This is a genomic window from Corynebacterium sp. KPL4072 (assembly GCF_037908395.1).
Taxonomy (GTDB): domain Bacteria; phylum Actinomycetota; class Actinomycetes; order Mycobacteriales; family Mycobacteriaceae; genus Corynebacterium; species Corynebacterium kefirresidentii.
Genome location: NZ_JBBMGE010000003.1, coordinates 125,647 through 150,519, shown reverse-complemented (window position 1 = coordinate 150,519; position 24,873 = coordinate 125,647). Strand labels below are relative to the sequence as shown.

General features: G+C 56.8%; 20 protein-coding genes and 1 pseudogene. 11 read left to right on the top strand and 10 right to left on the bottom strand.

What is annotated here, in order from left to right; all coding sequences use genetic code 11:
- Positions 1 to 81 precede the first annotated feature (81 nt).
- Together truA and eccB are read left to right on the top strand one after the other, a co-directional pair.
- On the top strand, positions 82 to 963 hold the full coding sequence (gene truA / locus WMP97_RS04460; RefSeq protein WP_408922461.1) for a tRNA pseudouridine(38-40) synthase TruA: 882 nt from the start codon (positions 82 to 84) through the stop codon (positions 961 to 963).
- Between the two features lie 75 nt (positions 964 to 1,038).
- On the top strand, positions 1,039 to 2,325 hold the full coding sequence (gene eccB, locus WMP97_RS04455) for a type VII secretion protein EccB (protein ID WP_340439910.1): 1,287 nt from the start codon (positions 1,039 to 1,041) through the stop codon (positions 2,323 to 2,325).
- Here the strand turns inward: eccB and WMP97_RS04450 are convergent.
- Together WMP97_RS04450 and eccD are read right to left on the bottom strand one after the other, a co-directional pair.
- Entirely contained in the window at positions 2,315 to 3,454 is a 1,140-nt protein-coding gene (locus WMP97_RS04450; RefSeq protein ID WP_232213546.1) for a S8 family serine peptidase, read from the bottom strand. The genes eccB and WMP97_RS04450 overlap by 11 nt on opposite strands.
- A gap of 56 nt (positions 3,455 to 3,510) precedes the next feature.
- Entirely contained in the window at positions 3,511 to 4,938 is a 1,428-nt protein-coding gene (gene eccD, locus WMP97_RS04445; RefSeq protein ID WP_023020599.1) for a type VII secretion integral membrane protein EccD, read from the bottom strand.
- A gap of 151 nt (positions 4,939 to 5,089) precedes the next feature.
- Here eccD and WMP97_RS04440 point away from each other — a divergent pair, with 151 nt between their 5' ends.
- From WMP97_RS04440 to WMP97_RS11820, 6 genes are all read left to right on the top strand, one after another.
- On the top strand, positions 5,090 to 6,523 hold the full coding sequence (locus WMP97_RS04440; protein WP_340439909.1) for a cell division protein FtsK: 1,434 nt from the start codon (positions 5,090 to 5,092) through the stop codon (positions 6,521 to 6,523).
- The gene (locus tag WMP97_RS04435; protein ID WP_340439908.1) at positions 6,468 to 7,943 is read left to right on the top strand and encodes a recombinase family protein; all 1,476 of its coding nucleotides are present in this window, start codon (positions 6,468 to 6,470) and stop codon (positions 7,941 to 7,943) included. Before WMP97_RS04440 ends, WMP97_RS04435 begins: the two co-directional genes overlap by 56 nt.
- 188 nt (positions 7,944 to 8,131) lie before the next feature.
- On the top strand, positions 8,132 to 10,081 hold the full coding sequence (locus tag WMP97_RS04430; protein ID WP_340439905.1) for an HsdM family class I SAM-dependent methyltransferase: 1,950 nt from the start codon (positions 8,132 to 8,134) through the stop codon (positions 10,079 to 10,081).
- The gene (locus WMP97_RS04425) at positions 10,078 to 11,226 is read left to right on the top strand and encodes a restriction endonuclease subunit S (RefSeq protein ID WP_340439904.1); all 1,149 of its coding nucleotides are present in this window, start codon (positions 10,078 to 10,080) and stop codon (positions 11,224 to 11,226) included. Before WMP97_RS04430 ends, WMP97_RS04425 begins: the two co-directional genes overlap by 4 nt.
- Entirely contained in the window at positions 11,226 to 11,792 is a 567-nt protein-coding gene (locus WMP97_RS04420; RefSeq protein WP_340439903.1) for a recombinase family protein, read from the top strand. The genes WMP97_RS04425 and WMP97_RS04420 overlap by 1 nt, the downstream gene beginning before the upstream one ends.
- 710 nt (positions 11,793 to 12,502) lie before the next feature.
- On the top strand, positions 12,503 to 12,601 hold the full coding sequence (locus WMP97_RS11820) for a helix-turn-helix domain-containing protein (protein WP_445293080.1): 99 nt from the start codon (positions 12,503 to 12,505) through the stop codon (positions 12,599 to 12,601).
- A 164-nt stretch (positions 12,602 to 12,765) separates the two neighbouring features.
- Here WMP97_RS11820 and WMP97_RS04415 read toward each other — a convergent pair whose 3' ends face one another.
- From WMP97_RS04415 to WMP97_RS04390, 7 genes and pseudogenes are all read right to left on the bottom strand, one after another.
- Positions 12,766 to 13,953, bottom strand: a complete 1,188-nt coding sequence (locus tag WMP97_RS04415; protein ID WP_340439902.1) for a hypothetical protein — start codon at positions 13,951 to 13,953, stop codon at positions 12,766 to 12,768.
- 484 nt (positions 13,954 to 14,437) lie between these two features.
- Positions 14,438 to 14,797 (bottom strand): annotated as a pseudogene (locus WMP97_RS11815) (relaxase/mobilization nuclease domain-containing protein); the annotation flags it as partial.
- A 104-nt stretch (positions 14,798 to 14,901) separates the two neighbouring features.
- On the bottom strand, positions 14,902 to 15,273 hold the full coding sequence (mobC, locus tag WMP97_RS04410) for a plasmid mobilization relaxosome protein MobC (RefSeq protein WP_340439901.1): 372 nt from the start codon (positions 15,271 to 15,273) through the stop codon (positions 14,902 to 14,904).
- A gap of 298 nt (positions 15,274 to 15,571) precedes the next feature.
- Positions 15,572 to 16,003, bottom strand: coding sequence for a hypothetical protein (locus tag WMP97_RS04405; protein WP_340439899.1), 432 nt, complete (start codon positions 16,001 to 16,003; stop codon positions 15,572 to 15,574).
- A gap of 3 nt (positions 16,004 to 16,006) precedes the next feature.
- Positions 16,007 to 16,411 carry a hypothetical protein gene (locus WMP97_RS04400; protein WP_340439897.1) on the bottom strand — a complete coding sequence of 135 codons (405 nt, stop codon included), beginning with the start codon at positions 16,409 to 16,411 and terminating at the stop codon, positions 16,007 to 16,009.
- 171 nt (positions 16,412 to 16,582) lie between these two features.
- The gene (locus WMP97_RS04395) at positions 16,583 to 20,728 is read right to left on the bottom strand and encodes a DNA polymerase (RefSeq protein ID WP_340439896.1); all 4,146 of its coding nucleotides are present in this window, start codon (positions 20,726 to 20,728) and stop codon (positions 16,583 to 16,585) included.
- Positions 20,728 to 21,051 carry a helix-turn-helix domain-containing protein gene (locus WMP97_RS04390; protein WP_340439894.1) on the bottom strand — a complete coding sequence of 108 codons (324 nt, stop codon included), beginning with the start codon at positions 21,049 to 21,051 and terminating at the stop codon, positions 20,728 to 20,730. The genes WMP97_RS04395 and WMP97_RS04390 overlap by 1 nt, the downstream gene beginning before the upstream one ends.
- Before the next feature lie 574 nt (positions 21,052 to 21,625).
- On the opposite strand from WMP97_RS04390, the gene WMP97_RS04385 reads away from it, so the two are divergent.
- Together WMP97_RS04385 and WMP97_RS04380 are read left to right on the top strand one after the other, a co-directional pair.
- Positions 21,626 to 21,883, top strand: a complete 258-nt coding sequence (locus tag WMP97_RS04385; RefSeq protein ID WP_340439892.1) for a hypothetical protein — start codon at positions 21,626 to 21,628, stop codon at positions 21,881 to 21,883.
- Positions 21,883 to 22,476, top strand: coding sequence for a recombinase family protein (locus WMP97_RS04380; RefSeq protein WP_340439891.1), 594 nt, complete (start codon positions 21,883 to 21,885; stop codon positions 22,474 to 22,476). The genes WMP97_RS04385 and WMP97_RS04380 overlap by 1 nt, the downstream gene beginning before the upstream one ends.
- 519 nt (positions 22,477 to 22,995) lie before the next feature.
- On the opposite strand, the gene WMP97_RS04375 is transcribed toward WMP97_RS04380, so the two are convergent.
- Entirely contained in the window at positions 22,996 to 23,568 is a 573-nt protein-coding gene (locus tag WMP97_RS04375) for a hypothetical protein (protein WP_340439890.1), read from the bottom strand.
- A gap of 637 nt (positions 23,569 to 24,205) precedes the next feature.
- Here WMP97_RS04375 and WMP97_RS04370 point away from each other — a divergent pair.
- Positions 24,206 to 24,631: a YjdF family protein gene (locus WMP97_RS04370; RefSeq protein ID WP_340439889.1), complete on the top strand. Its 426-nt coding sequence runs from the start codon at positions 24,206 to 24,208 to the stop codon at positions 24,629 to 24,631.
- The last annotated feature ends 242 nt before the right edge of the window (positions 24,632 to 24,873 follow it).

The following is a 24,873-nucleotide window of genomic DNA, read 5'->3' as shown; positions in this document are numbered from 1 at the left end:
TCTGGACTCTTCCGAACGGTGCACGGGGAGCTGGGCCCGGCTCTGGTCGAGGGAAGTGCCTCCGGTAGCATGAGTCCCACCATGACTGTTGCAGCATCTACCACCGCAGAAGGGCCGGCAGACGGGTTCGTGCGCCTGCGCTTGGACTTGGCCTATGACGGAACGGATTTCCACGGCTGGGCGAAGCAAAAAGGCGGTCTGCGCACCGTGCAAGGCGTGCTGGAAGAAACACTCGCGATGATTGCCCGCGCAAAGGTACCGCTAACGGTCGCCGGCCGGACGGACGCCGGGGTCCATGCGCGTGGCCAGGTTGCCCACGTGGACGTTCCCAAAGAGATGCTGGAGCAGCGCTCAGTGGCGGGGGAACCGGGGAAGCTGGTGCGTCGGTTAGCAAAGCTTTTGCCTGAAGACGTGCGGGTACATAGCTGCGAGTTTGCGCCCGCGGGCTTTGATGCGCGTTTCTCGGCGTTGCGCAGGCATTATGTATACCGGATTACTACCAGCCCGCGGGGCGCTTTGCCGACGCGTGCGCGGGATACCGCCGAGTGGATAAAGCCAGTGGATATCGATGCCATGCAGGAGGCCGCCACCGCGTTGGTAGGCCTGCATGACTTCGCGGCCTTCTGCAAAGCTAAGCCGAATGCCACGACCATTCGTGAGCTGCAAGAGTTCTCCTGGCGGGATATTTCAACGCCTGAGGAACCAGAGCTCTTCGAGGCCCGCGTGAGCGCCGATGCGTTTTGCTGGTCGATGGTTAGGTCCTTGGTGGGGTGCTGCCTGCGTGTAGGGGAGGGGCGCCGCGATGCCGACTTCGCCGCAGCGCTGCTCCACGAGACCAAACGCTCCTCCAGCATCCCCGTGGCTCCGGCGAAAGGGCTTTCTCTGGTGGCCGTAGATTACCCGGCGGCGGATCAGATGGCCGCCCGCGCCGAGGCTACTCGGGAACGGCGCAGCGCCGACTAGCTTTCCAGGTGGCGGTGGGAGCCCACCTGGGATAGCCTGTGTGCTGGGTGTACACAGACTTTTCGGGGGAAAATCATGGCACGTCCGCTGCCTACTACTAAGGCCCAAGTTTCGGGGCATAAATTTCTGCGCCGCCGCGTCGAGCACGGGCTCGTATTGGGCGATATCAGGATGATTCATGATCCTTTGGCAAGGCGGCGCAAGGCCCTGCTTTTCGGCGGAGTGGGCATAGCCTTCCTCGCGGTGGGCTCTGGCATGCTCGCATGGCTGCAACCGAGCCCGCAACCGGGCGATGCGCCCATAGTGCGCTCGGAGCAGGGCCAGCTATTTGTGGATGTCAATGATACCTACCACCCAGTCTTTAACCTGGCGTCTGCGCGCATTATCGCTGGTCAGGCTGCCGAGGCTCAGGCGATAGGGGATGAACACCTGCACGACGCGCTTCTGGGGTCCCCGGTAGGGATCGCGGATGCCCCGGGGTACCTTGCGGCTGCCAGCGAGACTCCGCAGCAGCGCTGGGCGGCCTGTTTGGCAGGTAAAGAGGAGTCCTCAGGGGCGGAAAACCCGACTAGCATCGGCGGCCACCAGGTTGCTGCACAAGAGGTCATCGTGCTTGCCGAGCCCGACCAGGAAGGCCTGGGGCCGGAGCGCGCCGCATTGGTGGAGACCGAAGGCACGCAGTGGCTTATTACTCAGGACGGCCGGGTGGCGTTGCCTGATCCCTCTAGCACCCAGGGGCGTGTGGTGCGTCGCGCGATTGGTGTGGACGACGGCACCCACGCCTGGCCCATGCCGCCTGAGCTGCTCAATGCTTTTGCGGAGTTGCCTCCGCTGAATTTTCCGGCGCAGCCGCCGGAGGTCGTAGACACAGGCCAGGGCCTATGGGCGCGCACACCCGATGGCGTCGCCGAGCTTACGCCCACGCAGGCGCAGATGCTTATTGGATTAGGCGCCAAGACGGCGACATCCACGGCCCAGGAGATTGCTGCGCTTGCCGACGTCCCCTTAAACCTCAACCTTCCCTCCACCACTTTCCGCTTTGTGAGCCCAGACGATGGTTGGATGTGTGCGGGTAATGAGGGCGGCGGGGAAGTGGTACCTGCCCAAGCGGGTACCGTAGCCTTGGCTGGTGAGACGGTGGCGCAGCGCTTTGGTGGTCTCAACGGCGGAGGCGTAGGAGTAGATAGCGGTCATGGCTACCACGTGGTTGCACCGACGGGTCAGCGGCACGAGGTCAAGGATAAAGAGACCTTAGAGGCGCTGGGCACTGGTGTAGGCGCGCGGGTGCCCTGGGAGATTCTGCGTTTGCTGCCGGAAGGCTCGGCGCTTAGCCGGGAGCAGGCGCTGCAGGTCAGCTCTTAGACCACAGCCCGCGCCACGTTGCCCACGCGGCTAGCGCCAACGCCAACCCGCCGAGTACCCATGCACTGTGCATAGGTGCGCGTGATGTGCTCTTTTCGGCGGGGCGGATAGCCATTGCTCGGGTATCTCCGAGCGTGGATGATTCCACGTGGGTGAGCACCGTGAGCGGGTCGACGAATCCGTGTCCCGGCTCCGCGGCGTCTTCTAAGCGTTTACGCAGGGCGGCCGGGCTGTCATCGGGGAAACGCTGCGCCAGTAGGGCCGCCGTGCCGCTGACTACCGGCGCGGCAAAGGAGGTGCCGTGAAATTGTGACGTGCCGTCCGTACCCTCTTTGCCGTCGGCCCATCCGCCGGCGGGATTGAGCGCGAGTGGTACAAATCCTTGCGCGGCCAGTTGTGGGCCATCCGCCGAAGTCAGAGAGTAGTCAGCGAGCTCGTGCGAATCCGCTTGGGCGCTTACTGAGAGCACTGTGGGCGAATCCGCTGGAAATACTCGGTCACCCATCTCGCAGCTACCGGAAGAAGCGTTGCCGGATGCGGCAATTACCACGGATCCAGATTCTTCCGCATGTGCTAAAGCACCGTCCAACCGGGAAGTATCCACCTGGGCGGCCACATCCGGCGGGACGCAAGAAACAACGGAGATATTGATGATGCGGGCGCCGGCATCGGCGGCGTCATCAATCGCTTGGGCCAAGGTATCTAGCGAGCCGGTGGTATTGTCTTCTCGCTCTTGGCGATAATGCGCGCTGGTTTGGCGCACAGCGTAGATTTCCGCCCGCGGCGCGATACCGATATCGTGGCCGGCGATGATACCGGCTACGACGGTGCCGTGCAGGTCGCAGTCGCGGTGCGGCTCCGGTTCCTCCGGCGCGATAAGGTCCGCGCCACCGCTGAGGTGCCGCAGCTGATCGTGGGTAGCCACGCCGGTATCGATAACGGCAACCTTTACGCCCTCCCCGGTGGCAAAGGAGTGCAGACGGGCGCGGTAGTTGAGCTGATCCTCGCTAGGTTGGGGCGAAAGCGGTGAGGAATGCGCGATTGCGCATTCGCGGTCCGGTTCACGCGCGGTCGCATCGGGAGCGGTTACTAATGCCGCAGCACCTAAGGTAACGGGAAGTATTGCCACAGCTACGCAAGCAAGAAGCGCCGGGCTTATCCACAATGTAGTAGGTAGACTGCGCATCATCCGATACCCCTGATGAGCATGAAAACGCCGGTTAGGTGGGCGGCGAGTGGCAAGCTGGCGGCAATAGCTAGGGATTCGATGCGCTCAAACCAAGCGATGGTGGTGGGCTCTAGCCCCGCCACCTTGGACGCCCACAGCGGGGCGCTAATCATAGCGATGAGAACGAGACCGGAAATCAAGGCCGGTGCCCAAGCATGTGCAAGCCCGGAATCTACTATCGCGTGGGTGGCACAGAGACAAGTAGCCAGGCACGCGGCAATTGCCAAAACCATGAGTGCCCAACTGGCTAGCGCACGACCGTGCCGGGAGGCGTGCATCATTACGGCACCCGCGGAAGTAACACAGAGTGCTTGGACGAAGCCCGCGCCGGAGCCCTCTGTTCCAAAAAGCACCGAAATGTACTCGGTGAGAGAATCAGGCGCGCCATGGGTCGGTGATAGAGCCGGACCACTGCCTGTAAACGAGAGAGCGATGAGCGCCGGAATAAGACAGAGTGACAGGCCGCAGCACATTCCCTCGTAGGCGCTGCTGGCGCGGCACGCGCGGCTATCGACATCCGGCTGGCTAGCATCGGATACCGCAAGATCTTGGCCGGCCGTGGGCAGCTGCGGAACCTTGAGGCCAGCAGTAGCAATGCTCAATGCAGGGGCAGTGGCCAGCATAATAATGCCGGCGATGATGACACAGGCAGCGGCCGCCGTACCGTGGCTGGCGTGTAGCCCTGCCCTTGGTCCGGGCAGCAGATACCCCAATGCCGCGATGAAGATGAGAGCCGAGACAGTGAGTGCCGCAGAGCTGGTGCGAACCGTGCTTAACCCGGTGACGTGGCAAGCAAGTAGCACGATGAGCAGGGTGAAACAGGCGGTAAATGCGGCAAACGGCGCCTCATCCAGCGAGGGCGAAATTATCACCCAGCCGCACGCCATGCTGGCCACCAAGCTAAGGTGCACCAGCGACAGGACACGGATCCACAGGGCGAGCAAAAGCGCTCCTGCGGCCAGCGCCGCCCACGCCGCAAGGGGAAGGGTGCTAACCCAGAGCAAAGCGAAGGCGGCAAGTAGCCCTCCCCACGCCCAAACAACAGGAAGGGCAGCGGTAGTATCCTCCTCGGCCGCGGCGGCAAGCGATTCTGCTGCATCTCGAATCACCGGCGCAGGGCGGCGCTCGCGCGGACTAATAACCAGGATGGCGCCTTCGGTAAGTGGAGTGGCGGCCAGCGGGGCGGTGAGATCGATAGCGCGGCCAGAAACAGTACTGGCGCGCCAGGGCTCGGAAATCGTGGGCGCATCCACTAAGTCCGTGATTTCAGCCAAAAGCTCGCCCACGCTGGAACTCAACGGTAGTGCCACGTCCGCCTCTTTGTGGAATGTACCGGCGTGAATGCGGATGGTAAGGCGCAGGTGGTGCGCTGTAGCAGTAGTCATTATTCCCCCGAAAGTCAATGGATTGTGGGCGTCCCCCTTGCCCAATGCCACATATTGTGGCTTACTAGTGGCGACGTGTCCACCGCAGCGCGGGGAATCTTGGCAGGGGGCTAAGGGCGCTGGCGCGTGGCTCGGGGGAGGTTACCTAAGCATGCTTGGGATCGGGGATACCCGTGTAATTGAGCCGTTGACCATGCCATTGCGGGATGCTGCACCGCCGCTGCCCGCCGGGAGCATTGAGGCCGAGGAGGTCCCAGAGGCAGTACGCCCACAACCGGTACCGCTGGTGCGGCTGCTTCTTCCGGTGGTGATGATTGCGGCGATGCTTGGCATGGTCGCCCTTATGGTGCTTGGTGCGGGAGATTCCCGGCAGATAAGCCCGATGGCCTTGATGTTTCCGCTGATGATGCTGGCGAGCATGGCCATGATGTTTGGGCCCAATAACAGCGGGCAGGATCCTGATGAAACCCGACGCACCTACCTGCGCCACATCAAAGCCTTACGGGAAAAGGCCCTATGCAACGCTTCTGCGCAGCGCGCACATGAGAACTATCGCCACCCCGCACCGGAAGAGCTAAGTGCGCTGATAGGCTCGCGTCGCATGTGGGAGCGCGGCCCCGATGACTCAGACGCCCTCGAGGTACGCGTAGGAACTGGGCCTACCACGCTGTGCACTCCCATCAACGTGCCGGATTCTGGAGCCACCGAGGACTTAGACCCAGTGTGCGCAGTGAGCATGCGCCAGACCATCAAAGCGGTGGGTACCGTGCCCGATATGCCGGTGGTTATTCAATTGCAGGCTTTTCGCTTTCTTTCTGTTTCCGGTACGGCGTCGACGCGAGGTGAAGAGCCTGCGGATCCCGCCCGCGATATGGTGCGCGCTATGGTCCTCCAGATGGCATTGGCGCATGGCCCAGAAGCTTGCGGCATTGAAGCTCGTGGTGGGCAGTGGGAATGGCTAAAGTGGCTGCCCCACGCTCGCACGCCGGAGAAGGCACGCTTTCGCATTCTCATTGTCGACGGCGTGCTGACAACGGGAACCGAGGATTTTTTCCACGATGATTCCTACACCACCATCATCGAGGTCGCAGGGGCGCCGTCTTCGGCGCTGGGGGTACGTGCCGAGCACGAAGGCCTAAGCCTGGTGGCAGGGGACCACTTGCAGGTAGTCACCGCAGCCGGGGTGGAAGAACTAGGGGCTCCCGATGGAATGAGCGTGGCCGCTGCGACATTGCTTGCGCGCAGCATGGCTTCCTTTCGCCGGCCCGATAGCACCTCTGGCCGCCATGGAAGTGACCTCATGGGCCTTTTAGGCTATCGCGATGTGGAGGAGCTAGCGGCCAGCGGCATGTGGCATGGCCGAGAAGGCTCGGCGCGCCTCATGGTGCCCATCGGCATCGATACGGTCGGCCAACCCGTCACGGTGGATCTTAAGGAATCTGCGCACGGCGGCATGGGCCCGCATGGCTTGTGCATTGGGGCTACCGGCAGCGGCAATGCAGACTTAGGGAATGGGGTACGATGGGCGCATGGCAACGATCACGACGCGGCGTGCGGCAATCTATGCGCGTATTTCACTGGATAAGCAGGAAGAGGCAGGTGTAAAACGACAGATACATCTAGCCACCAAACAAGCCGAGGCCGACGAGGCTGAGGTGGTTGCCACCTACGTAGACAACAACATCTCGGCCTTTTCAGGTGAGTATCGACCTGACTACGACAAACTAATCCATGCCATCGAGAACCGTGAGATCGATGTCGTCTACGTCTATGCACTCGACCGATTGACTCGCCGCACCAAAGACACACTGGCACTCTTCGAGTTGTGTGAGAAGCATAGTGTCACCGTCAAGGCGAACCGGGGCTACAACATTGATCCCAGCGATCCGGCATCACGGCTCACGATTGTGATCCTCGGCCTCATCGCTGAGCAGGAGTCCATTGACCGTGCGGCACGTATCCGAGCTGCCTACGAAGATCGTGCGCGTACCGGACGGCCAAAAACAGGTGGGCGGCGCATGTTTGGTTACGAGGCTGACGCCGTGACCGTCATTGACGAAGAGGCTGATGCTATTCTCGATGCTGCTGCGATGGTCATTGCTGGCAAGACCCTGCGTGAGACAGTGCGCGACGTGTTCGATGCTCGCGGTCTGACGGCCACATCCGGGCGGCCTATGACAGCGCCGACGCTGAGAGATATCTTGCTCAACCCGCGTGTACGAGGGCAAAGTACTTTCAATCCAACCGATCCGAAGACAGGCTTTCGTCTTGTCAAAGACCGAGAAATCGTCGGCGAAGGTAACTGGCCGGCCATCGTCGATGAGGCTACGGGTGAGAAGCTCGACGCAATCTTGCGTGACCCAGCTCGTCGGTGCTCACATAGCGGCAATACTCCCCGGCACTTCCTCGCATCTGTCCTGACCTGTACGTGCGGAGCTCCAATGTACGCACGTAATCGGAGGAACAAGAACGGGGAGCCTCGCCGCTACTACACGTGCAAAAGATCGGAGCCTGGTGGCACACATGTGTCCATTGGTGCTGAGGTTGAAAACCTAATCGAGGCCGCCATTCTTAAACGCATGGAGCAGCCTGATGCTGTAGCTATAATTCAGAAAGCATTAACACCGGAGGACGATACCCTTACCGAACAGTTGCAAGACCTGACAGGGCAGAGAAATGCGCTTCTGGCTAAGCGTGAGCAGATAGAGGACGCTGCCCTTAATGAAGATATTGACATGTCCACATTCGCGCGCATGTCGAAAAAGATCGAAGCTCAAATCTCGGGCTTAGATGAAGATATACGCGATCTGACGACTAACCTTGACGCAGATCCGCTCGCTGTGGAGCTTGCTGGCGGGCCTGACTTTGCAGAGTGGTGGGGTGGTGCTTCTGTTGAGGATAAACGTCGACTCACTCGACTAATGATGGACATTCACATCCAGCCCGGCAAGCTCGGCGCAAAGGTGTTCGACCCAAATCGCGTGAAAATTAGGTGGAAGCAGTAGATAAAGTAGATAAAATGAGTTTCGCTGTACGATATCGTTAATGTTGCAATTGTGTTACACTGTGCATTATGTACAGCGATCTCGTACATGTAATTGACCTGGTTGCAGTTGGATGACGGCGCACGGTAATGGCATGTACGAGATCGGCCGGATTTTTTACACAAGGAAACACAATGTCGCGTGCCACGATGACTAATACCGTCGGGGTGAATTACCTCACCACCAACATCGAGGGAGGAGAGTATAGCTACGCCCAGGCGGCCGGTGGTCGTGACGAGCTTCGCGCAGCACTTGGCTACAACCCCAAGCACTTCAAGCTGGACCTGCGCTTCCATGACTCCGTACACAACGTTGTTGTGCTCGTCGAGACGAAGCAAAAGTTCGTCGACAGTGATGTCAACCAGCTCCGTGAGTACGTGGACGAGGAGAAGGCGCTCTTTCCAGACCACAAGATCATCGCCATTTTAGCGAACACCACCAATGAAGAACTGCGCGTGTGGAAGAGCGAAGTCGACGATGAACATGAGCTGCCGGGCGAGACCGCCATCGACACCATGACCTACTACGCGGGCCTGTTTGAGACGAATCGTCAGAACAACCGTGAGCAGGTTCTGCGCAACACCTACGCGCTCAACGAGCTGTTGCACAAAAAGGATATCGACGAGAAGCTGCGCAGCCAGTTCGTCGGCACTACACTCCTGTACGTCAAAGACGTGGTGAAAAAGCTTGGCATCTCTGACATCAACGACGACACGACTGTCACACTCCGCAACTACTGGTCTACTTTCGATGAGGCCCAAATCCGTACCGGCATCGAGACCACGCTGAATAATCTCCTTGATGGCTCCGACAACAAGGCCAAAAAGGTCAAGCTACTGAAATCAAACGTGGTCTCCGACCAGAAGGTGCGGAAACTCCAGTTGAGTGACTGGCTGGACATCCTCTTATCCATTGTCACCGGCATCTACGCTTATATCGACGAGGAAAGCTCAGAGGGCCAGGACCTACTCAACCTGTTCTTCATCGCCTTCAACAAGTACACCGGCAAGGCCGACAAGAACCAGGCGTTCACGCCCGACCACATCACTGAGTTCGCGTGCCGTGTAACCGGCGTGAATCGCAACACGCGCATCTTCGACGGCGCGTGCGGCTCCGGCTCCTTCCTTGTGCAGGGCATGGTCAAGGCACTGGCCGACTGCACAAACATGGCGGCTACCCAGCAGGAAAAAGACGCCCAACAGGAGAAGATTCGGCGTGAGCACATCTACGGTGTGGAGATCGAGGAGAAGGCTTTCGGTCTGTCTGTAACCAACATGCTCATCCACGCCGACGGCAACTCGAACATCAGACTCGGCAACCTCTTTGAATCGAGGGCGTTTCTCCAGGAAGCAGACCCTGATGTGGTCCTCATGAACCCACCTTTCAACGCAAAGCCCATAACGATCCCCGATCGATACAAGACCAACTGGGGCAAGGCGAGAAACGGCAAGGAAGACCCCACCAAAGGCATGGTCTTCGTGCAGTTCATCTCCGACTGCATCGTTGAGGCTAACGCTCAGAGGCAGAAGAACAACCAGTCAACGAAGACTGTCACGATGGCGGTGATACTTCCTGTCGCTGCGGCAATCGGTGCGAACAAGCTCTTGCGTGAGACCAAGCAGCGTCTCCTGGTCAACAACACTCTTGAAGCGGTGTTTACGCTGCCCAACGAAATTTTCTACCCCGGCGCCTCGGCTTCAGCGTGCATGATGGTCTTTACTCTGGGCAAGCCACATTACGACGGTGGCGCGCCGGCCAAGGCCACGTTCTTCGGCTACTACAGGGATGACGCCCACAAAAAGAAGAAAAACCTCGGCCGCATTGAGCAGTTCGACTCCAACAACGCGAGTATGTGGAAGGCCGTTGAGGAAGAGTGGTTGAAGCTCTACCGCAACAGGACCGTGAAGGCTGGCATGTCTGCCATGCAGGAAGTCACTCACGAGGATGAGTGGCTCGTTGAGGCTTACATGAAGACCGACTACTCGAAGCTCACTGAGGCGGACTTCCAGAGCACCCTTAACAACTACCTTGCGTACCTTGTCAAGGAAGGAAAGTTGGTTGAAGATGCTGTAGCCGCGGACGGGGAGGTTGCACGATGACGCTAGACGTATCGGTGTGGAAAGAATTCCTTGTCTCCTCCATTTTTGAGATACGCAACGGACGTGGAATCACTGCAGAAGAAGTGGCTGAAAACCCTGGGACACTGAATGCGGTTCAAAGCGGTGAGGAGAACAACGGGGTGATGGGGTCGATCAGTTCTGAATACTGCGAAAAGATGAATTATGTCTATTCACAGAACATGGTCCTCACCGTTGCTCGTACCGGAACCGCAGGGTTCGTGTCTTTCCAGCCGGACGGTTGCGTGGTAGGTGACTCTGCGAAATTATTGGTTCTCAAATACAAAGAGCCTACGATCGGCGTGCTCCTGTTCTTGCAGGTTGTTCTTCAGCAGCTCCGCTTCAAGTACAGCTATGGGAGAAAAGTTACCGAATCCAAGTATTTGAGTGAGGTTATGGACCTCCCCATCCAATGTGATGCCGACGATAATCCGCTCATTGACGACACATGTCGGTTCCATCCCGAGGGGTACATCCCCGACTGGCAGTTCATGGAAGCTTTCATCCGGAGTCTCAACCACAAGCCGCTGACGACGGCGAACTCTACAGGCTCTGCATTGCCTCTAGACGTATTCACCTGGAAGTTCTTTTTCCTTAAGGATTTGTGTGAGATCGACATGGGGAGCAAGATGGACTTCTCGGCCATGTCTGTCGATCGCCCAAGCATTAACTTCGTGGGGCGGTCTGCCGTCGACAACGGTGTGATGGGGAAAGTAGACGAACAGTCCGATGTGCTCCCGTACCCAGCGGGTGCTCTTACCGTCGCTTTAGGCGGCAGTCTTGGATCAACCTACCTGCAAATTGAACCGTTCTATACGTCACAAAACGTGGTTGTTCTCCAGTTCGACAAGGACCTAGTTTCACTGCAAGCCCGTTTGTTCCTAGCGAACATGATTCAATTTGAATCCAGATTCAAATATTTCCCGTTTGGACGAGAACTCAACAAATACATCCGAACCACGTACGGTTTTGACCTCCCCATTCAGCGGGACGCTAACGGTGACCCGATCGTTGACAATGCACGTCAGTTCCACCCCGAGGGGTACATCCCCGACTGGCAGTTCATGGAGGACTACATGTGCTCGCTACCCTACGGCGACCGCATCCCCGACATCGGTGAGTACTGATGCTTATCGGCTACGCTCGCGTCAGCACAAAGCGCCAAGGCGACTCCTTGGACACTCAGCGCCAGACCCTGGAGGACTACGGCTGTAAGAAGGTCTTCACGGACACCATCAGTGGCGCCAAATCCGCCCGCCCCGGTCTCGACGAAGCTCTGGACTACATGCGCGAGGGCGACGTGCTTGTTGTCACGCGGCTCGACCGCCTTGGCCGTACGGCGCTGGACACGCTGCGCACCATCAGCGCTCTCGACGAGCGGGGCATTCCTGTCGTGATGTTGGACCCGAGCCTGGATACCCGTACCAAGGAGGGCAAGCTCATGGTGACGATCATGAGCGGGCTTGCCGAGTGGGAGCGCGACCTGCTTATCCAGCGCACACGTGAGGGGGTCGCACATGCCCGAGCTCAGGGCAGGGTCGGTGGGCCGAAGCCCAAGCTCAGCAGCGAGCAGGCACAAGTCGTAAAAGAACTCATCGACGGCGGCAAGACCATTAGCGCAGTAGCCAGGACATTCGGTGTCTCGCGACCAACAATCTACAGAGCATTAGAAAGGGCCGACAACGATGGTTAACAATGAGCAGGAAAAATTAAGAAGGGAATTCGAAGCGTGGGGGAAACTGGTACGTAAGATGTCGAGGATTGAGTCCAGACTGCGCTCTCAAGAGATTCGCTCCAGTGCCGCACGCAGGTCTTGCAACGCAGCTATCCGTGGTTTTTGGAATACAATTTACCAGATACGGGATATTGAACCTACTGATCTAGATCGGCACCCGGTAAGTCCTTATCGAGTCGACCCAGTGACTGGTAAGCCGCGTAATCTCGAAGACCCAGAAGATCGCGGTTTTGAAGACTTTGGGATCGTGATTAGCAACTTCGAAAAAAGAGAGGATAAAGTTCGGAGACTGATCCAGGAGCTAACAGTGGCTGACAAGCCAGGACACCCCACGTCTCGCGGCTGAGGATCTACCGTGCTCTAGAGCGCATTGAGGCCGCTTCTTAAGCACACACTGCGACACTAGCGCTTGCGCCCTGCGAGCAACTCCACAGCTCTTGCAGCCGTAGATTGTAGATTTGGGGTAGTTGGTACCGTGTGTCCGCGTAGTTGGTACCGGGGTTCCACGTACCTGGTACTGAAGCGCTGTTTTTCTTCCATAGTAAAAGATGGCGACACCACAACCCGGTGGCGTCGCGTCATCTTCGACATGGAAGGAGCCAACTTGTGGCTAACTTCAAACAGATCATCGCGATGTGCCTTGAGGGGGCAAGCGTGCAGCACGCACTATGCTCAACGAGGGCTTGTCGTATGCTGCCTTAGCCCGCAGCTTTAATGTCTCGCGTCCTACGCTGTATAGGGCTTTAGAACGCGCAGAAAGGGCGTAGCGATGTCGACACAGATCTAGCAATCCGGCCAACATCGCAAACCTCAAAGTATTTTGGCCTGAAAATGTTCGAATGGTCTGGCCTGCTGTTTCACCCTCTCTGTTCGATAAATCCGTGGCGGTGGTCTCCGAGACCACCGCCATGTTTTCACCCGTTTTCATTAACTAAGACTCGTCCCTACGACGCTTCTCGGCTAATTTCCGCTGTGCTTGGGCGGTGATTTCTGCCTTAAAGGCCTCGTCACCCTTGCGACGTGCCTTGCTCAGCCGTACCGAGTCCTCCATGTTGCTCAACGCCTTCTCGCCCTTGCGCTCCCGGAGCGCACCGTCAACAACGCGATACATGATTGCCATGCCTCCCGCCGCTAAGACAACGAAGACGATGAAGATAAGAACAGCCAGAGCAGCCTGTCCTACACCCTGAGAGCCGAAATCAGTAAGCCACTGCATAAAGCCTGGTGCACCCGTCAATCCGAAGATAGCGGCAATGGGGCCAAGGAATACAAGGGCACCGAGAGTAACCGATGCGGACTGCAGCGATAGCGTCCCCAACGTGGATAGTGCCTGCTGCTGCCAGCCACGGTTAGCCTCCTGGGCGGCGACAGCCTCCAGGGCCTGCTCTGCAGCCCTCTCAGCACGTTCAGCTGCAGCCTCCTGGCGCTGCACGGCCTCCTCCTGCGCTGCCGCGTACTCGCTAAAACTCTGGCTCAAAATCGTCTCCAGCGTCTCGTTCGTCTGCCCGTTGAGCTTCTCCAGAGACTTGTCGACGTATTGTTTCATTTCGGCGCTGACGGGTTCGACGATTTGCCGCACTTGCTCGGCGTCGAGGTTGATGTCCGTCTTGATTTTCACCAGGACTTCCATGTGCTGACGGATTTTCTCCAGCCTCTTGTCCATCATTTCGACCATCTTGAAGGCCCTCTCCTCGTTTGCCTTCGAGATTTCGCCGTAATTGTCCACCAGCTGGAACATCCTGCGATACATTGTGTCGCTGAGATCCATTGCCTCCTGGATGGTTACCTGGTCGCGTTGCGCCAGCGCCAGCTCCTTCTGCCGCTGGGCTGTCTGTTCCGTCAGCTTCGAGTACTTGTCCAGGAAGTCGTGGACTTCCTTCTTCTCGTCCAGGAACTCCTGATAACGCTGTTGGCTCTCCTTCCTCAGCTTCTTCCAGTCCTGCTCGGACCTCTTTTGCCCATCCTGCAGTCCTTCGATGGCCTGCTTCGTCTCCAATTCCACCTGCAGCTTCTCCTTCTTCGAGAAGTGCTGCTGCTGTAGCGAATCGGCGGTGGTAGTCTGCGTCTCGCTTACGTTCTGCGGCGGCGCGGGCTTCTTCTTGCGCAATTGATTCTTCATATTCAATCCTTTCTTGCTGTTGCTCTGCAGCTACTAGTGCTGCGTGAGCTTCTGTCTGTTGCTTTTCCTTGTCCTGCTGCTTTTCCCGCAGGATTTCCTGGATACCCTCGTACTGAAAATCAGTGCCTAGCTTGGAGGCACGCTCCGAGCACTTGCGGTTATTAACCTTCAAAGGGACTTCGTCATCGTCGACCAGGGTGTAAGTCAGATACGTCTTGTCTTTGTTCTTGCCACGACCAGACCGCGAGCGCACCGAGACGTTATGGAGAAGACTGCGACTCATAAAGTCCTCCATCGTTTCGACCTCAGGATCGTCGACCAAGTCCATAACGTGCGCGCGCAGAGTATGCCGCCAGTTATCGTTCGTGAGCTTGTCCAAAGGAGCAGGGTCGATAGACCGGCCCTGCCGCACGGCGTGAGCCTCTACCGGGGTGAGATGCACCGCATCCTGGCGGGTTATCTCCATGCCTAAATCCTTCATGACAGCGTCATTGGCCTTGCGCACCGAAGGGTGGTGCTTAAGCGCCTTCGGTGCTCCCTTCCCCGTGGAGTAATCGTGGTTCAAAACCACGATGTGGTTATGGACATGACCGCCCTTGGCATCGGTATGAGTGGCGACAAAGTACGGGCTATTAGGAGCCATCCTTTGCGCCAACTCCATGCCAGCGCCGTGTACTCGGGCTATGTCTGTCTCATCGTCGCTACTGAACTCTTCTGGAGAGAAGCTCTGCGTAATAAGAAACGCCTCATTCTTCCGAGCAGTGGCAGCGCCGCGAACCCAGTCGAGTCCCTTCGCGCACCAGGCCTTGGGGGAAGATGCCGCATCCAGCGAGAAGTACGTCATGTGTGCCGCACGTTGGTTCTCTTCCCGTGCGTCCTCGCCCCGGCCGTAGGCGGCATAGATCACCGCACCCATAGCGTGCGTAGACCGTGATACCTGCACCACGCTCATCGAGACACCACCGCCAACATGTTGGCTTGCGTCATGGCCGTGATATCGTCCATCGACTCGTGAGAATGGGCATTATCGGCCAACGCCTTCTGCAGAGCTTCGATAACCTCTTCTGGCGCGCCTCCTTTATTCAGGTGCCGCGCAATCTGGTTGAGGTTATTGCCCTGACGGGCAAACTCAGCCAGCAGCTTCTCCAGTGATGGATCGCGCACGCAGTACACCTGCTCGACTTGAGGCTTCTCGCCAAGGCAGAGAAGCCTCAGAGCCATGCGCAGCACCTCGCTGGAGGAGTCCCCGAGATAACTCTTGGCCTCCTCCAGCAGACGCACCTCCGCATCCGATAGGCGCACTGTTACTCGCTTACTCATAACAGCGCCTGCTTCCTGATTGCTCCGTTGCTCAAGTCTGTTGCAGATTTAATCTGCAACAGACCGGACATGTTCACTCGGTCGTTCATCGGTTCCTGCTGGCTACGCTCATGGACGCAAAGCATCCATTTTGCTGGCCAGGGGCGTAACCGATTTCCCTCCCTCGCAAACATGCGGCAAGCAAACCCCTGCGTCTGACGACTCCGGGGCGACCGCGATGCGGTCGGCTTGCCAGGGAGGGTGCTACGCCCCTCCCCAGACCCCACCCAGTTGGGCACCGAACAACGACTCATCAGTCCTACCCCTGGAACTGATGCTCGTCGTCTGGGTAGCCGCCTTCGGAACCGTTATCGGTTCCATAAGGCTCGCTACCCTCGGTGCCTGCCGAGTCGGAAGGGGTTTCACCTTCCGACTCTAAGCCGTGCGCATCTGCGCCCGGCTCCCGGTCAAAAACCGCGTCCAGGAACTCTGCAATCGTGCAGTTTTTGAACCCGGCGAAATCGCCCTCTTCGTTGTCGATTTCGAGAAGAAGGGTGCCCAGTTCCTCGCGCACCTTCCGTTCTGCTTCACGCTTCTTCTTGGCGATTTGCCGACGCTTCCGTTGAGCCTCGTTCTTAATCTCCCGGCGCTTCTTTTCGGTCTCCTTCTGAGCCTCCTCGGTCATCCCGTCGACTGTGGCTAATTCCGCGAGAGCCTTCTTAATGGACGCGGCTACCTTAGAATCGGTCATAACTTAAAGCTCCATTTCGTAATCGTCATTTTCTGGTTCTGCCTTCGTGCTCTCTTGTGGCACAAACGGCGTAAATTTCTGTGTCGGCCTCCAGGCCTCATTGATAGATTTCCTGCGCCGCTCGCGTTCGGCCTCCTGGGCGCGAATGCGCTCCAGGGAGGCCTGGCGCTTAAGCGCTTCCTCGCGCTCAGATTCCGCAATCATTTCTTCAATTTCTTCCAACGAGGGAACCTCTCCCTCGACGGTGATATCCGGCTGCGCCTTAAGGCGTGCCAGCTTGTTCCGGGACTTTTCCAGTTCCCTCTCTGAGCGCTCCAGAGACTCGTCAAGCTCTTCTAAGAGCGTGTCGAAATCTGCGCCCAGGAGCCTCGCAAGAAGCGCCGAGGCCTTCAGCTCTTGGTTCCGCACTGCTTACTCCTTTCTGTCGTAGGCGGTTACTGAGTATCGGTGCCGTGGGCACTCACGACGAGCACCCACGGTTTGAACTCCCTTGGGGCTACTGTCTGCTTGTAGGATTAATGTCTCTGTGACGATAAAAGCGCCTATAGGAGGGCTACGAGAGAGACCCATAGCAATCCCCTACTTACACTCAGACCAGTTGGAACCAGGGCCAGCTGCATCTGCCAGGACCGGGATATCGACCCCGTCTGCCGACGGCAGCTGCACAGACTCGAAAGCCTCCAGCACGCACTGCTTAATATCCTCGGCTTCGTCGGCAGGGACAGAGAGTACGATTTCGTCGTGGACGAAGATGCGCACCATCTCTAGCACCTCCTTCGGGAGGTTGAGAACGCCCTCCAGGAACACGTCACGCGCTGTGCCTTGACCGTATGCAGCCGGTGCTTGGGTATATGCCCTATCTCGTGCGACAGCTACACGGCGACCGAAGCCGGTGGAAACCCAGCCACGAGTCTCAGCACTCTTGCGCAGATGCTCCTTGAAGGACTCAAGCTCCGGAAACTCACGATGCAGACGGTCGAGCTGAGACCGGGCCTCAACCACAGAGATGCCAGCATGGTCGGCAAACGCCCTCGGCCCCATGCCGTAGTTCGCGGCGTGGCCGAGAGCTTTAGCCTCGGGCCTGCGAGATGCATCTCCAAATACACGGATAGCCATCTCTGTATGTGCGTCACGACCAAGCGCGAATAACTCTGAGTAGCGCTCGTCGCCGCTGCCAGCAGCCATGCACCTAGCGTCAATCTGGCTCAAATCCACGCTGATAAGAACCTCATCGGCACCATCTGAGAGGATCATCTCGCGCTGCCGGATAAGCCTTTTATCGCGAGAACCGAAAATCGTCATACCCGGATCCGTGGTGCTCAGGCGTCCAGTGGTCTGGCTGGACTTAATAGACGGGTACACGCGGTCACCGTGCAGATACTTTTTAATCGTCGAAGCAGGTGTCGAGGATTGCAGCAGTGTTTGCATCCTGGTCGCCAGCTCGACTACCTCGGGGGTGCCTGCATGTTGCTCAGCAAGCCCCTGCAGCGCCTTAGCGCTAATCGAGATTCCACCCTTCTTTGTCCGTGGCACTTCGGCACCGAATCGGCCGAAGTAGTCTGCAATAGCCTGCTTACCAGCTACTGAAGACCACGGAGACTTACCCTCGTCGGGGATGCCGACAGTGTCTACTAGCCACTGTCGGATACTGCTTTTCGTCTGCTCTTCCTCTGCGAGAAAAGCCTCGACCTTATCGGCGTCTACACGGATACCTTTTGCTTCCACGACGGATAGAGCGTGCACCTTCTCGTGCTCGCGCTGGAGATATTCCTCGCCTACTGCGTCGATAGTCTCAGGCAGAAGCTTGCTGTACACAGCGGTGTTCGCCCGCACGTCCTGGAGCGCGTACTCGACATAGTCAGGGTTATCGGTAGGTATCTTGTCGAAGCCACCGAACTGCTCTGCCTGCGCTTCAAGTACTGTCTTTCCATCTTTGAGCAACTTTCCATCAACGCCGTAACGCGACGCGACAGCATCGAGGCTGTACTTCACGTTCTTCGCACCACCTGCAGCCAGTCGTGCCATGACGAGAGTGTCACGCAGGCGGTTGGACTTCACCAGAGCCTCAACATCGAGACCGTAGAGACGCTGCAGCGCAGGCAGGTCGAATTGGACGATGTTGTGGCCTACAACCACACCTGCACGCTCAATTAGAGGCAGCAGCTCACCGGCGATATCAGTTGTAGCTAGAGGTTCTGCACCGTTGATCGAGTAGGTAGCCAACCGGATAAAGCCAGGGTCGTCCGTTACGTGCAGGTCATTGGCACTGCCGGTCTCCAAGTCGAATACCAGCGTGGCAACACTATCTGTATCCGAAGGCTCAGGTGTTGCAGGCGTAGAAGGCTCTGGAGGCACACTGTTATCGGGGCCAGGACCAGGACCGGGGCCACCACCTTGGTCACCCTCGCACACCACATAAAAAAGCTTCGTGTGGTGCTTTACACCAGCGCTTTCAAGACAATATCCACCAATCCACGCGCCTTGCAGACGGGAGTAGATACGCCCTAGGCGTCGTGCTGAGACCTCATCCAAAGAAACCAGGCCTTCGGGCAGAGGGACATAGTCGCGGGAGTCAGCGATTTTGCATTCCGCGTCGAAGGCGCGGAAATCGCTGCCCTTCATCACTTGGTAGAGCCATGCTAAGTGCTCAGCGTTTTCCTGCTCAGAAGCGTTGTAGCGTGCTCGGATCGCCTCCAAGTCTGTCGTGAGATCGGCATACCCGACGTGTTCCAGGGTGCCACCGACCACGTGATACCAGCCCTCGAAAGATCCGAACGGGCCTGCCACACGGGGAGACGGCCTACCTGCCACAGCCCACGCACGGATTAGTGTCAGCGCTGCTGCCAGCAGCTCACGCCGGTGCTCACGCACGTGCTGTCGCAGGTGCGGGTGCCGGAAACCGCTGCGAGATTCAGGCTTGGAGCACTTCGGGTCAAGGAGGATAGGCACGACACGGCGGGCCAGGTCGCCGTCAACAGCGATATTATTTCCGGCTGCGTACACGCACAGGTTGTTTTGTACCGAAATCATGCGCGACTCGCCAAGAATGCGGTCGGTATAAGACTCGGCTGTCAGCAGGGCAGATAAAGCCTTGCTGTCCACACCGACGCTGCATTCATCGAGAAAAAGTGTTGCAGCACCTGCAAAAAGCTTCGATGCAATCACCTTCCGCATCTCTGTCTCAGTACCAGGCAAGTCCTGCACCGCAGCAGTCTCGCCTGTTGCGATCAGATGGAAAACATCTGTGAGCAGGCCTTTTCCAGAGGATCGACGCACGGCAGAAATCACATGCATAGGTGCCGTGGTAAGCATCGGACGTGCCAAAGGAGTCAGCAACGCACCGAGAGCACGTGTGCGATCAGCAGGAGTCACCCACGGAAAATCGTAGAGAACATCCTCAAGCAGCACCTTTGCATTCTCCACGTCCTGAGCACTCGGTTTATCTGGCACAGAGATACCGATAAGGGAATCGTCGAGGTCTACATAGACACCTGTGCCCTCGTGGTAACCCGAGCGCGTGATAATCTCGCCAGTCTCTGTAACCAGTGGCGACCGCGTTACGCTGTGCAGCGGCGGCAGACTATCGGTATAGAAAGGTGAGAAAATCACGTCGATATCTTTGTCCATCGGTGCCACGACAGTGGTGGAATCGTCAGTTTCACGCACCAAATCGAAAGCAGCAGCAGCCAGACGCCGCCCCGTTGCACGGTCTACTGGCACCAGGACAGCCTGGCCATCACGCTGAGAGATCATTACAGGACGAGAATCCTGACGGAAAAGCGTCACGCCTGCATGTTTGCTCTCAATTGCCTCCCAAGCTCGATTCCATAGCGTTTCAGGCGGCAAGTCGGTATAAAGCTTCGGGCGCGAGTTGTTGCCAGTCTCGTCAGTATTTCTGCGCTGCTTCTTGCTAGCACGCTTCGGCATCTTGCTGGCAGGCTTACCCTGTGCCTGGCGAATCCACAGCTCAAGCATCTCCGAGCGCTCGTCATCGTCCACGGTGGCAAGGACATCATCTAACCCTTGCGACCCGTGGCCTGGCATACGGACGAAGCGGACAGGGGATGCACCCCATGCTTTGCAGTGTTCACCAAGGGCTTGCGCACCGTCGTAGACAGCACGGTTAGAACCAGCATCAGCATCAGGGATGATGTAGACAGACTTTTCCTTAAGTCGGGAGAAAGCAGGATTAGGCCCGTCCTCGCCACCCATCCACGTCTGGATACCGGGAATACAGTACACAGCCGTCTCGTCACCCGTCCAGGTCATCGCGGCAAGAGCCTGCTTTGTACCCTCGACTACCAACACGCGACGTGTGGCACTCGTAATCGGTCGCCGCTCGATAAATGATGGAGAGATATTTGACCCGTCTTTTGCCGGGCAGATGTATTTGCGGGGCCGTCCCTTCTCGTCCACCAAAGAACCAGGTTGTGGCTTTACCTGCCACGTCACACCGCACCCAGCCTCGACCATCGGATAGACCAAAGCCGGAAGGGTGTCGGCCCTATCTGCAATCCAGCGCAACGGCTCGGGCAGCTCATCGCGGGTGTGCGCGGTGTAGATGCCAGAGGCTCGGATTACATCGTCACTGATCGCGGACGCGTGAAGCTCCTCCAGGTGGTCCGAATCGATGTTCGACACTAGACCGTCGGATACCATAATGGTATCATTGGCCTCAAAGGTTTGGTCGTCCTCGTGAGTAGCGGGGGCGTTTCTTTTTTGCATTACGCCGCCACCCCCTGACGCAGAATGCGGGTGACTTCAGCGAGTTGCCCGCGTGTCATACGGGGAGCCGTCGAGACAGCGTGGTCAACCCAGCCCTGCATTTCCGGGGTGAGTGTTGTCGCGCGGGAGGCGGTCCAATTATCGAGATCGCTGCGACGATACCTGTACTGAGGCGCAGCACCTTCAGGCGCAACGTTAGTGTGCAGAGGGCCGTTGCCACGGGAGCGCAGCACGCTCAGGTGGGAATGTGAAAGACCGAGGTACTCAGTAGCTTCGGCAGAGGTTAACCAGTCGTTGGGGGAAAAGTTTTTGGGCGCGCCCATAAATGACTCCTATAAAGAATCATCGCACTGGGCACCTTTTCGCGCGGCCTCCTGCCGGAGGTACTCGCCAGCTATCCATGGTTGTCCTGGGGCACGGAGACCCACTATCCCGGTCAAACCCACCAGGTACGCTGCCGGGGGTCAGCTACCTGGTTTCGTTAGGAGCAATTTTCCAAACGGCGGGGCGAGGTCCTGACTCGTGATCCCGTCGGGCGAAGTTTTATACTTACATTCTTCACTCTACCACAGATGTAGCCCTGTGTACAGAGCGAGGTGGGGGTTATAGGGCTTATGGGGCTTGGATTTCGGCCCCCTATACAAAAACATGAAAAAATAGAAGCTTAGGTACACAAAACCTTTTAAATTTTCCTATTTTCTAGCGCAGGGTTAAAAGTAAGCCCCCTAACCCCCGCCCGTACAGAACTATCGTACCCACAACCCACATTCGTGTAAGTACACCCTATTGTTACGCCGGTGTGCGGCGGAATGTTTGCTGTAAAATAGGGCGGTTCCTAGTATTGTTTTACACATGTCTAGTGGGGTCTAGGCCTTATGTTTACAGAAAGTGGTGAGTGTGGTGTTGTCGTCTGATGGTTTCCATATTGAAAGTCATATTGACTCTGTGCCCGCGTTGGCGCGGGTGAAAGATCTGCATGGTGGATTGTCGTCGGGGCAGCAGGCGTTGGGCAGGATTGTGCAGTCCTTGCTTGCTGACGCTGACGGTCTCGACGGTGTTCAGCTTTATGCCCTCTCGGATGCAATCGAGTCGTATCGTGATGCGGTCATCGCCCAGGAGAATGCTGCCTTTACGCCCTCGCGGGGCGAAGACTAATGGCCAAAAGCTCTGGTTCGCGTGGGCAGCGGGTGGGCTATATCCGTGTTTCGACGGTGGAGCAGAATAATCAGCGCCAGAAAGAACTACTCAATGCTTCCGGCAGGATTGACCGGTTCTTTGAAGATAAGATTTCCGGCCGCACCAAGACTGCGCGCCCAGGACTTGTCGAGTGTATGGCGTATGTGCGCGACGGTGACGAACTCGTCGTGTCGTCAATCGATCGCCTCGCCCGTTCACTGGCGGATTTACGCGGCATTGTTGATGAACTCACCAACAAGGGTGTGACTGTTACTTTCCTGCATGAAAATCTCGCGTTTGCAAAAGACACCACAGATCCACGCGCGGATTTAATGCTCGGCATTTTAGGTTCGTTTGCGGAGTTTGAGCGGGCCATTATCCGCGAGCGCCAGGCGGAGGGGATTGCGTTGGCTAAAAAGGCTGGCAAGTACAAAGGCCGCAAGCCTGCTCTTAGCCCGCAGCAGGTGGCGGAGATTAAGCGACGCACACTAGCGGGGGAGTCGAAAGCAGCCTTGGCGCGAGAGTTTAGGGTGACTCGCCCTACGGTGTATCGGGCGTTGAAAAACGCCTAAAGCGGCGCAGTCGTACGGTAAATCAGCGTGCCCACGGTGCCTGCCGTATGGCAGGACATATGGCTAAACACATAGAAAATATATGTTTCCGAGAATGCGCCACTACCCGCACTGTCTACGTCTAAACGACAGCAGTAATAAATAGGAAAGGGCACTCCCACCAGCGGGAGTGCCCTCGTTTACTCGATTCAGAAGGGGAATTTGAGGCCTAAGATAAGGCCCACGATTGTGCCACACATACCCAAATAGGATAAATAACTGATGCCCGTATAGATCTCATTTAAGGGGAGACTTTGGTCCTGCGCCAAACCGTATAAGTTCCGACGAGAAAAATGACGGCAAAGACTCCAGCGATTCTAAAGTAGAAAAAACCATTTTCTAATCTACGAGAAATATCGGCTAATGAGGTTGAATTCCCCTCAGCCAAAGCCTTAGCAACGTGTATCGCATTTAAACCGCCAACAAGATACCCGAGACAAAGCGATAACGATATAAAAATCGCAATCTTCATCAGAGCTACTAAGGATGAATTGCGTGACACTGCTCTCCCTTAAATTCTCCCATTACAAATAGACGTGCACACTCAGCATTGCTTTTAACATCGAAGTTTTTGAATCCGGCATCATGTGCATGCCCAAGAGAGCAATCATTGTGGGTTGCCCCCTTACGGGTTGCATGAATCCCATTCTCGTCTCTATTTTGGTAGTCCACTCTCCAGTTACACAGCGTTCCGTTAGTAAACGTCACGGATGCACTTTCGGAGTCTATGTGACCGCCTTTACCCTTAATTGCATGCTCAAGATTCACTACGGGAACTTTGAAGTCATGCCCTTGAAACGTAAATCCAAAGCCGCTGATTTTGGCCGATCCGAATGCTGATCTATCCGCAGTGTTCGGAACTGGATCACTTCCTTCAGGAAGGTAATTGTAGGCCGTTGGATCAGTACTTTGGTAGTTTCCGCCCATAATCGTTTGGGACTCTTCCTGCTTTCCTTGTGTCGTTTCTGCTTGAGCGGTTCCAGACAAGACAGGAAGGATAGCCAAGGCAGATAGAAGGGAAGCGGCAGTTTTCAACATCTTAGTCTTATTCACAGTTTTCCTAACCATATGAAACACCTTACTTATACTAAAGTAAAGCTGAAATTTGCTGTCGTCAAGGCAGTAAACTTATACGCAGTCGTCAGCCCTTCCATATGTCCGACGGTAGGCAGTTTTTACCTGCTAGTTCTTGCATTGAGCCGGATTCCGAAAATGCCAGTCCACAGGGCTAGTAGGCCAAAGGAGATGAGCAGTGCGGCCAGTTCTCGTGAGAGTCCTGCGTGGGTAAAAAGGAAAGAGGGGACAAGGATCATTGCTGCGCTTATGCTGCGCTCCAAGCGCGGCGTAGAACAGGCGGTCTTGCGACTGTTCGCGGCGGATGGTCTGGATGATTAAGACTAAAACAACTGCGAACGCGGCGAGGGTAATGGTCGTATACATTCCTCTTCTCCTTTCTGGGGCTGGTGCTTATCCTATCGGGAAGGCGGACACAGCCTGTGCGCTACATTTTCCAAGAGTCAGGGTGTGTTAGTGTTACCCCCGTAAGATCCTGATGCGCAAAACGCACAGTCTCAGTAGGAAGTCTGAGCGATAACACTAGCCAGTGCTATCCGTCGCTTTAGCTCTTGCTCTCACGAGAGCTAAGGAATCCAGCGTCGTCAGGTCCGCTTTAGCGTACCTGGAGACAACTTTGCCTGCTCAATTCACCCTTTTTCACGATGGGCAATTTTGGTGCGGAGTCTACGAGACTTCCAGCAACAACCTACTCCGCGCCGTCCGAGTAGTTTTCGGCCCCGAGCCTAATAATGCCGAACTTTATGAGTGGCTGCTCGTCAATGGTTCTTCCCTAGTCAAACGTGCCCATCGTTCCGCACCTATACCTGGCACTATTGAAAAGCCACAGCGAGGAAATCCCAAACGCCTGCAGCGGAAAGTCAATAAGGAGCAACGCAAGACCTCAGGAGTGTCCTCGAAAGCCCAAGAAGCAACAAAGCTAAATTTCGAATTAGCTAACGCAAACAAGAAGAAAGCTTCGCGGATCGCTCGGCGCGAAGAAGCACAACGGAAATTTCAGATCCGTGCCATGAAAAAGAAGGCCAAACATAAAGGCAAGTAGTCGAAGGCGTTAAAGCGAAGTTGCAATACAGTGCGAGCAAAGCTGTGTAGTCGTGAGCCAACTTATGCGCACGTACGATCCCCGCTATATGTCTGCAAGGACAAAGGGGGCCCTAGCCTAGTGAGGGACGTGTCAACTCGGAAGATTTACGCCGTTTGAGCTTGGCTTTCCCGTGGCATATGAATATGCACTCTAGAGGTGGATAAAACTTGGGGATAAGGGGTAATTGCGGGTAATTAATT

What these genes read in the sequence shown, in the direction of transcription:
- truA (WP_408922461.1), top strand. Translation starts at nt 82, where the DNA reads ATGACTGTTGCAGCATCTACCACCGCAGAAGGGCCGGCAGACGGGTTC.
- eccB (WP_340439910.1), top strand. Translation starts at nt 1,039, where the DNA reads ATGGCACGTCCGCTGCCTACTACTAAGGCCCAAGTTTCGGGGCATAAA.
- eccD (WP_023020599.1), bottom strand. Translation starts at nt 4,938, where the DNA reads ATGACTACTGCTACAGCGCACCACCTGCGCCTTACCATCCGCATTCAC.
- WMP97_RS04440 (WP_340439909.1), top strand. Translation starts at nt 5,090, where the DNA reads ATGCTTGGGATCGGGGATACCCGTGTAATTGAGCCGTTGACCATGCCA.
- WMP97_RS04435 (WP_340439908.1), top strand. Translation starts at nt 6,468, where the DNA reads ATGGCAACGATCACGACGCGGCGTGCGGCAATCTATGCGCGTATTTCA.
- WMP97_RS04430 (WP_340439905.1), top strand. Translation starts at nt 8,132, where the DNA reads ATGACTAATACCGTCGGGGTGAATTACCTCACCACCAACATCGAGGGA.
- WMP97_RS04425 (WP_340439904.1), top strand. Translation starts at nt 10,078, where the DNA reads ATGACGCTAGACGTATCGGTGTGGAAAGAATTCCTTGTCTCCTCCATT.
- WMP97_RS04420 (WP_340439903.1), top strand. Translation starts at nt 11,226, where the DNA reads ATGCTTATCGGCTACGCTCGCGTCAGCACAAAGCGCCAAGGCGACTCC.
- WMP97_RS11820 (WP_445293080.1), top strand. Translation starts at nt 12,503, where the DNA reads ATGCTCAACGAGGGCTTGTCGTATGCTGCCTTAGCCCGCAGCTTTAAT.
- WMP97_RS04415 (WP_340439902.1), bottom strand. Translation starts at nt 13,953, where the DNA reads ATGAAGAATCAATTGCGCAAGAAGAAGCCCGCGCCGCCGCAGAACGTA.
- mobC (WP_340439901.1), bottom strand. Translation starts at nt 15,273, where the DNA reads ATGAGTAAGCGAGTAACAGTGCGCCTATCGGATGCGGAGGTGCGTCTG.
- WMP97_RS04405 (WP_340439899.1), bottom strand. Translation starts at nt 16,003, where the DNA reads ATGACCGATTCTAAGGTAGCCGCGTCCATTAAGAAGGCTCTCGCGGAA.
- WMP97_RS04395 (WP_340439896.1), bottom strand. Translation starts at nt 20,728, where the DNA reads ATGCAAAAAAGAAACGCCCCCGCTACTCACGAGGACGACCAAACCTTT.
- WMP97_RS04390 (WP_340439894.1), bottom strand. Translation starts at nt 21,051, where the DNA reads ATGGGCGCGCCCAAAAACTTTTCCCCCAACGACTGGTTAACCTCTGCC.
- WMP97_RS04380 (WP_340439891.1), top strand. Translation starts at nt 21,883, where the DNA reads ATGGCCAAAAGCTCTGGTTCGCGTGGGCAGCGGGTGGGCTATATCCGT.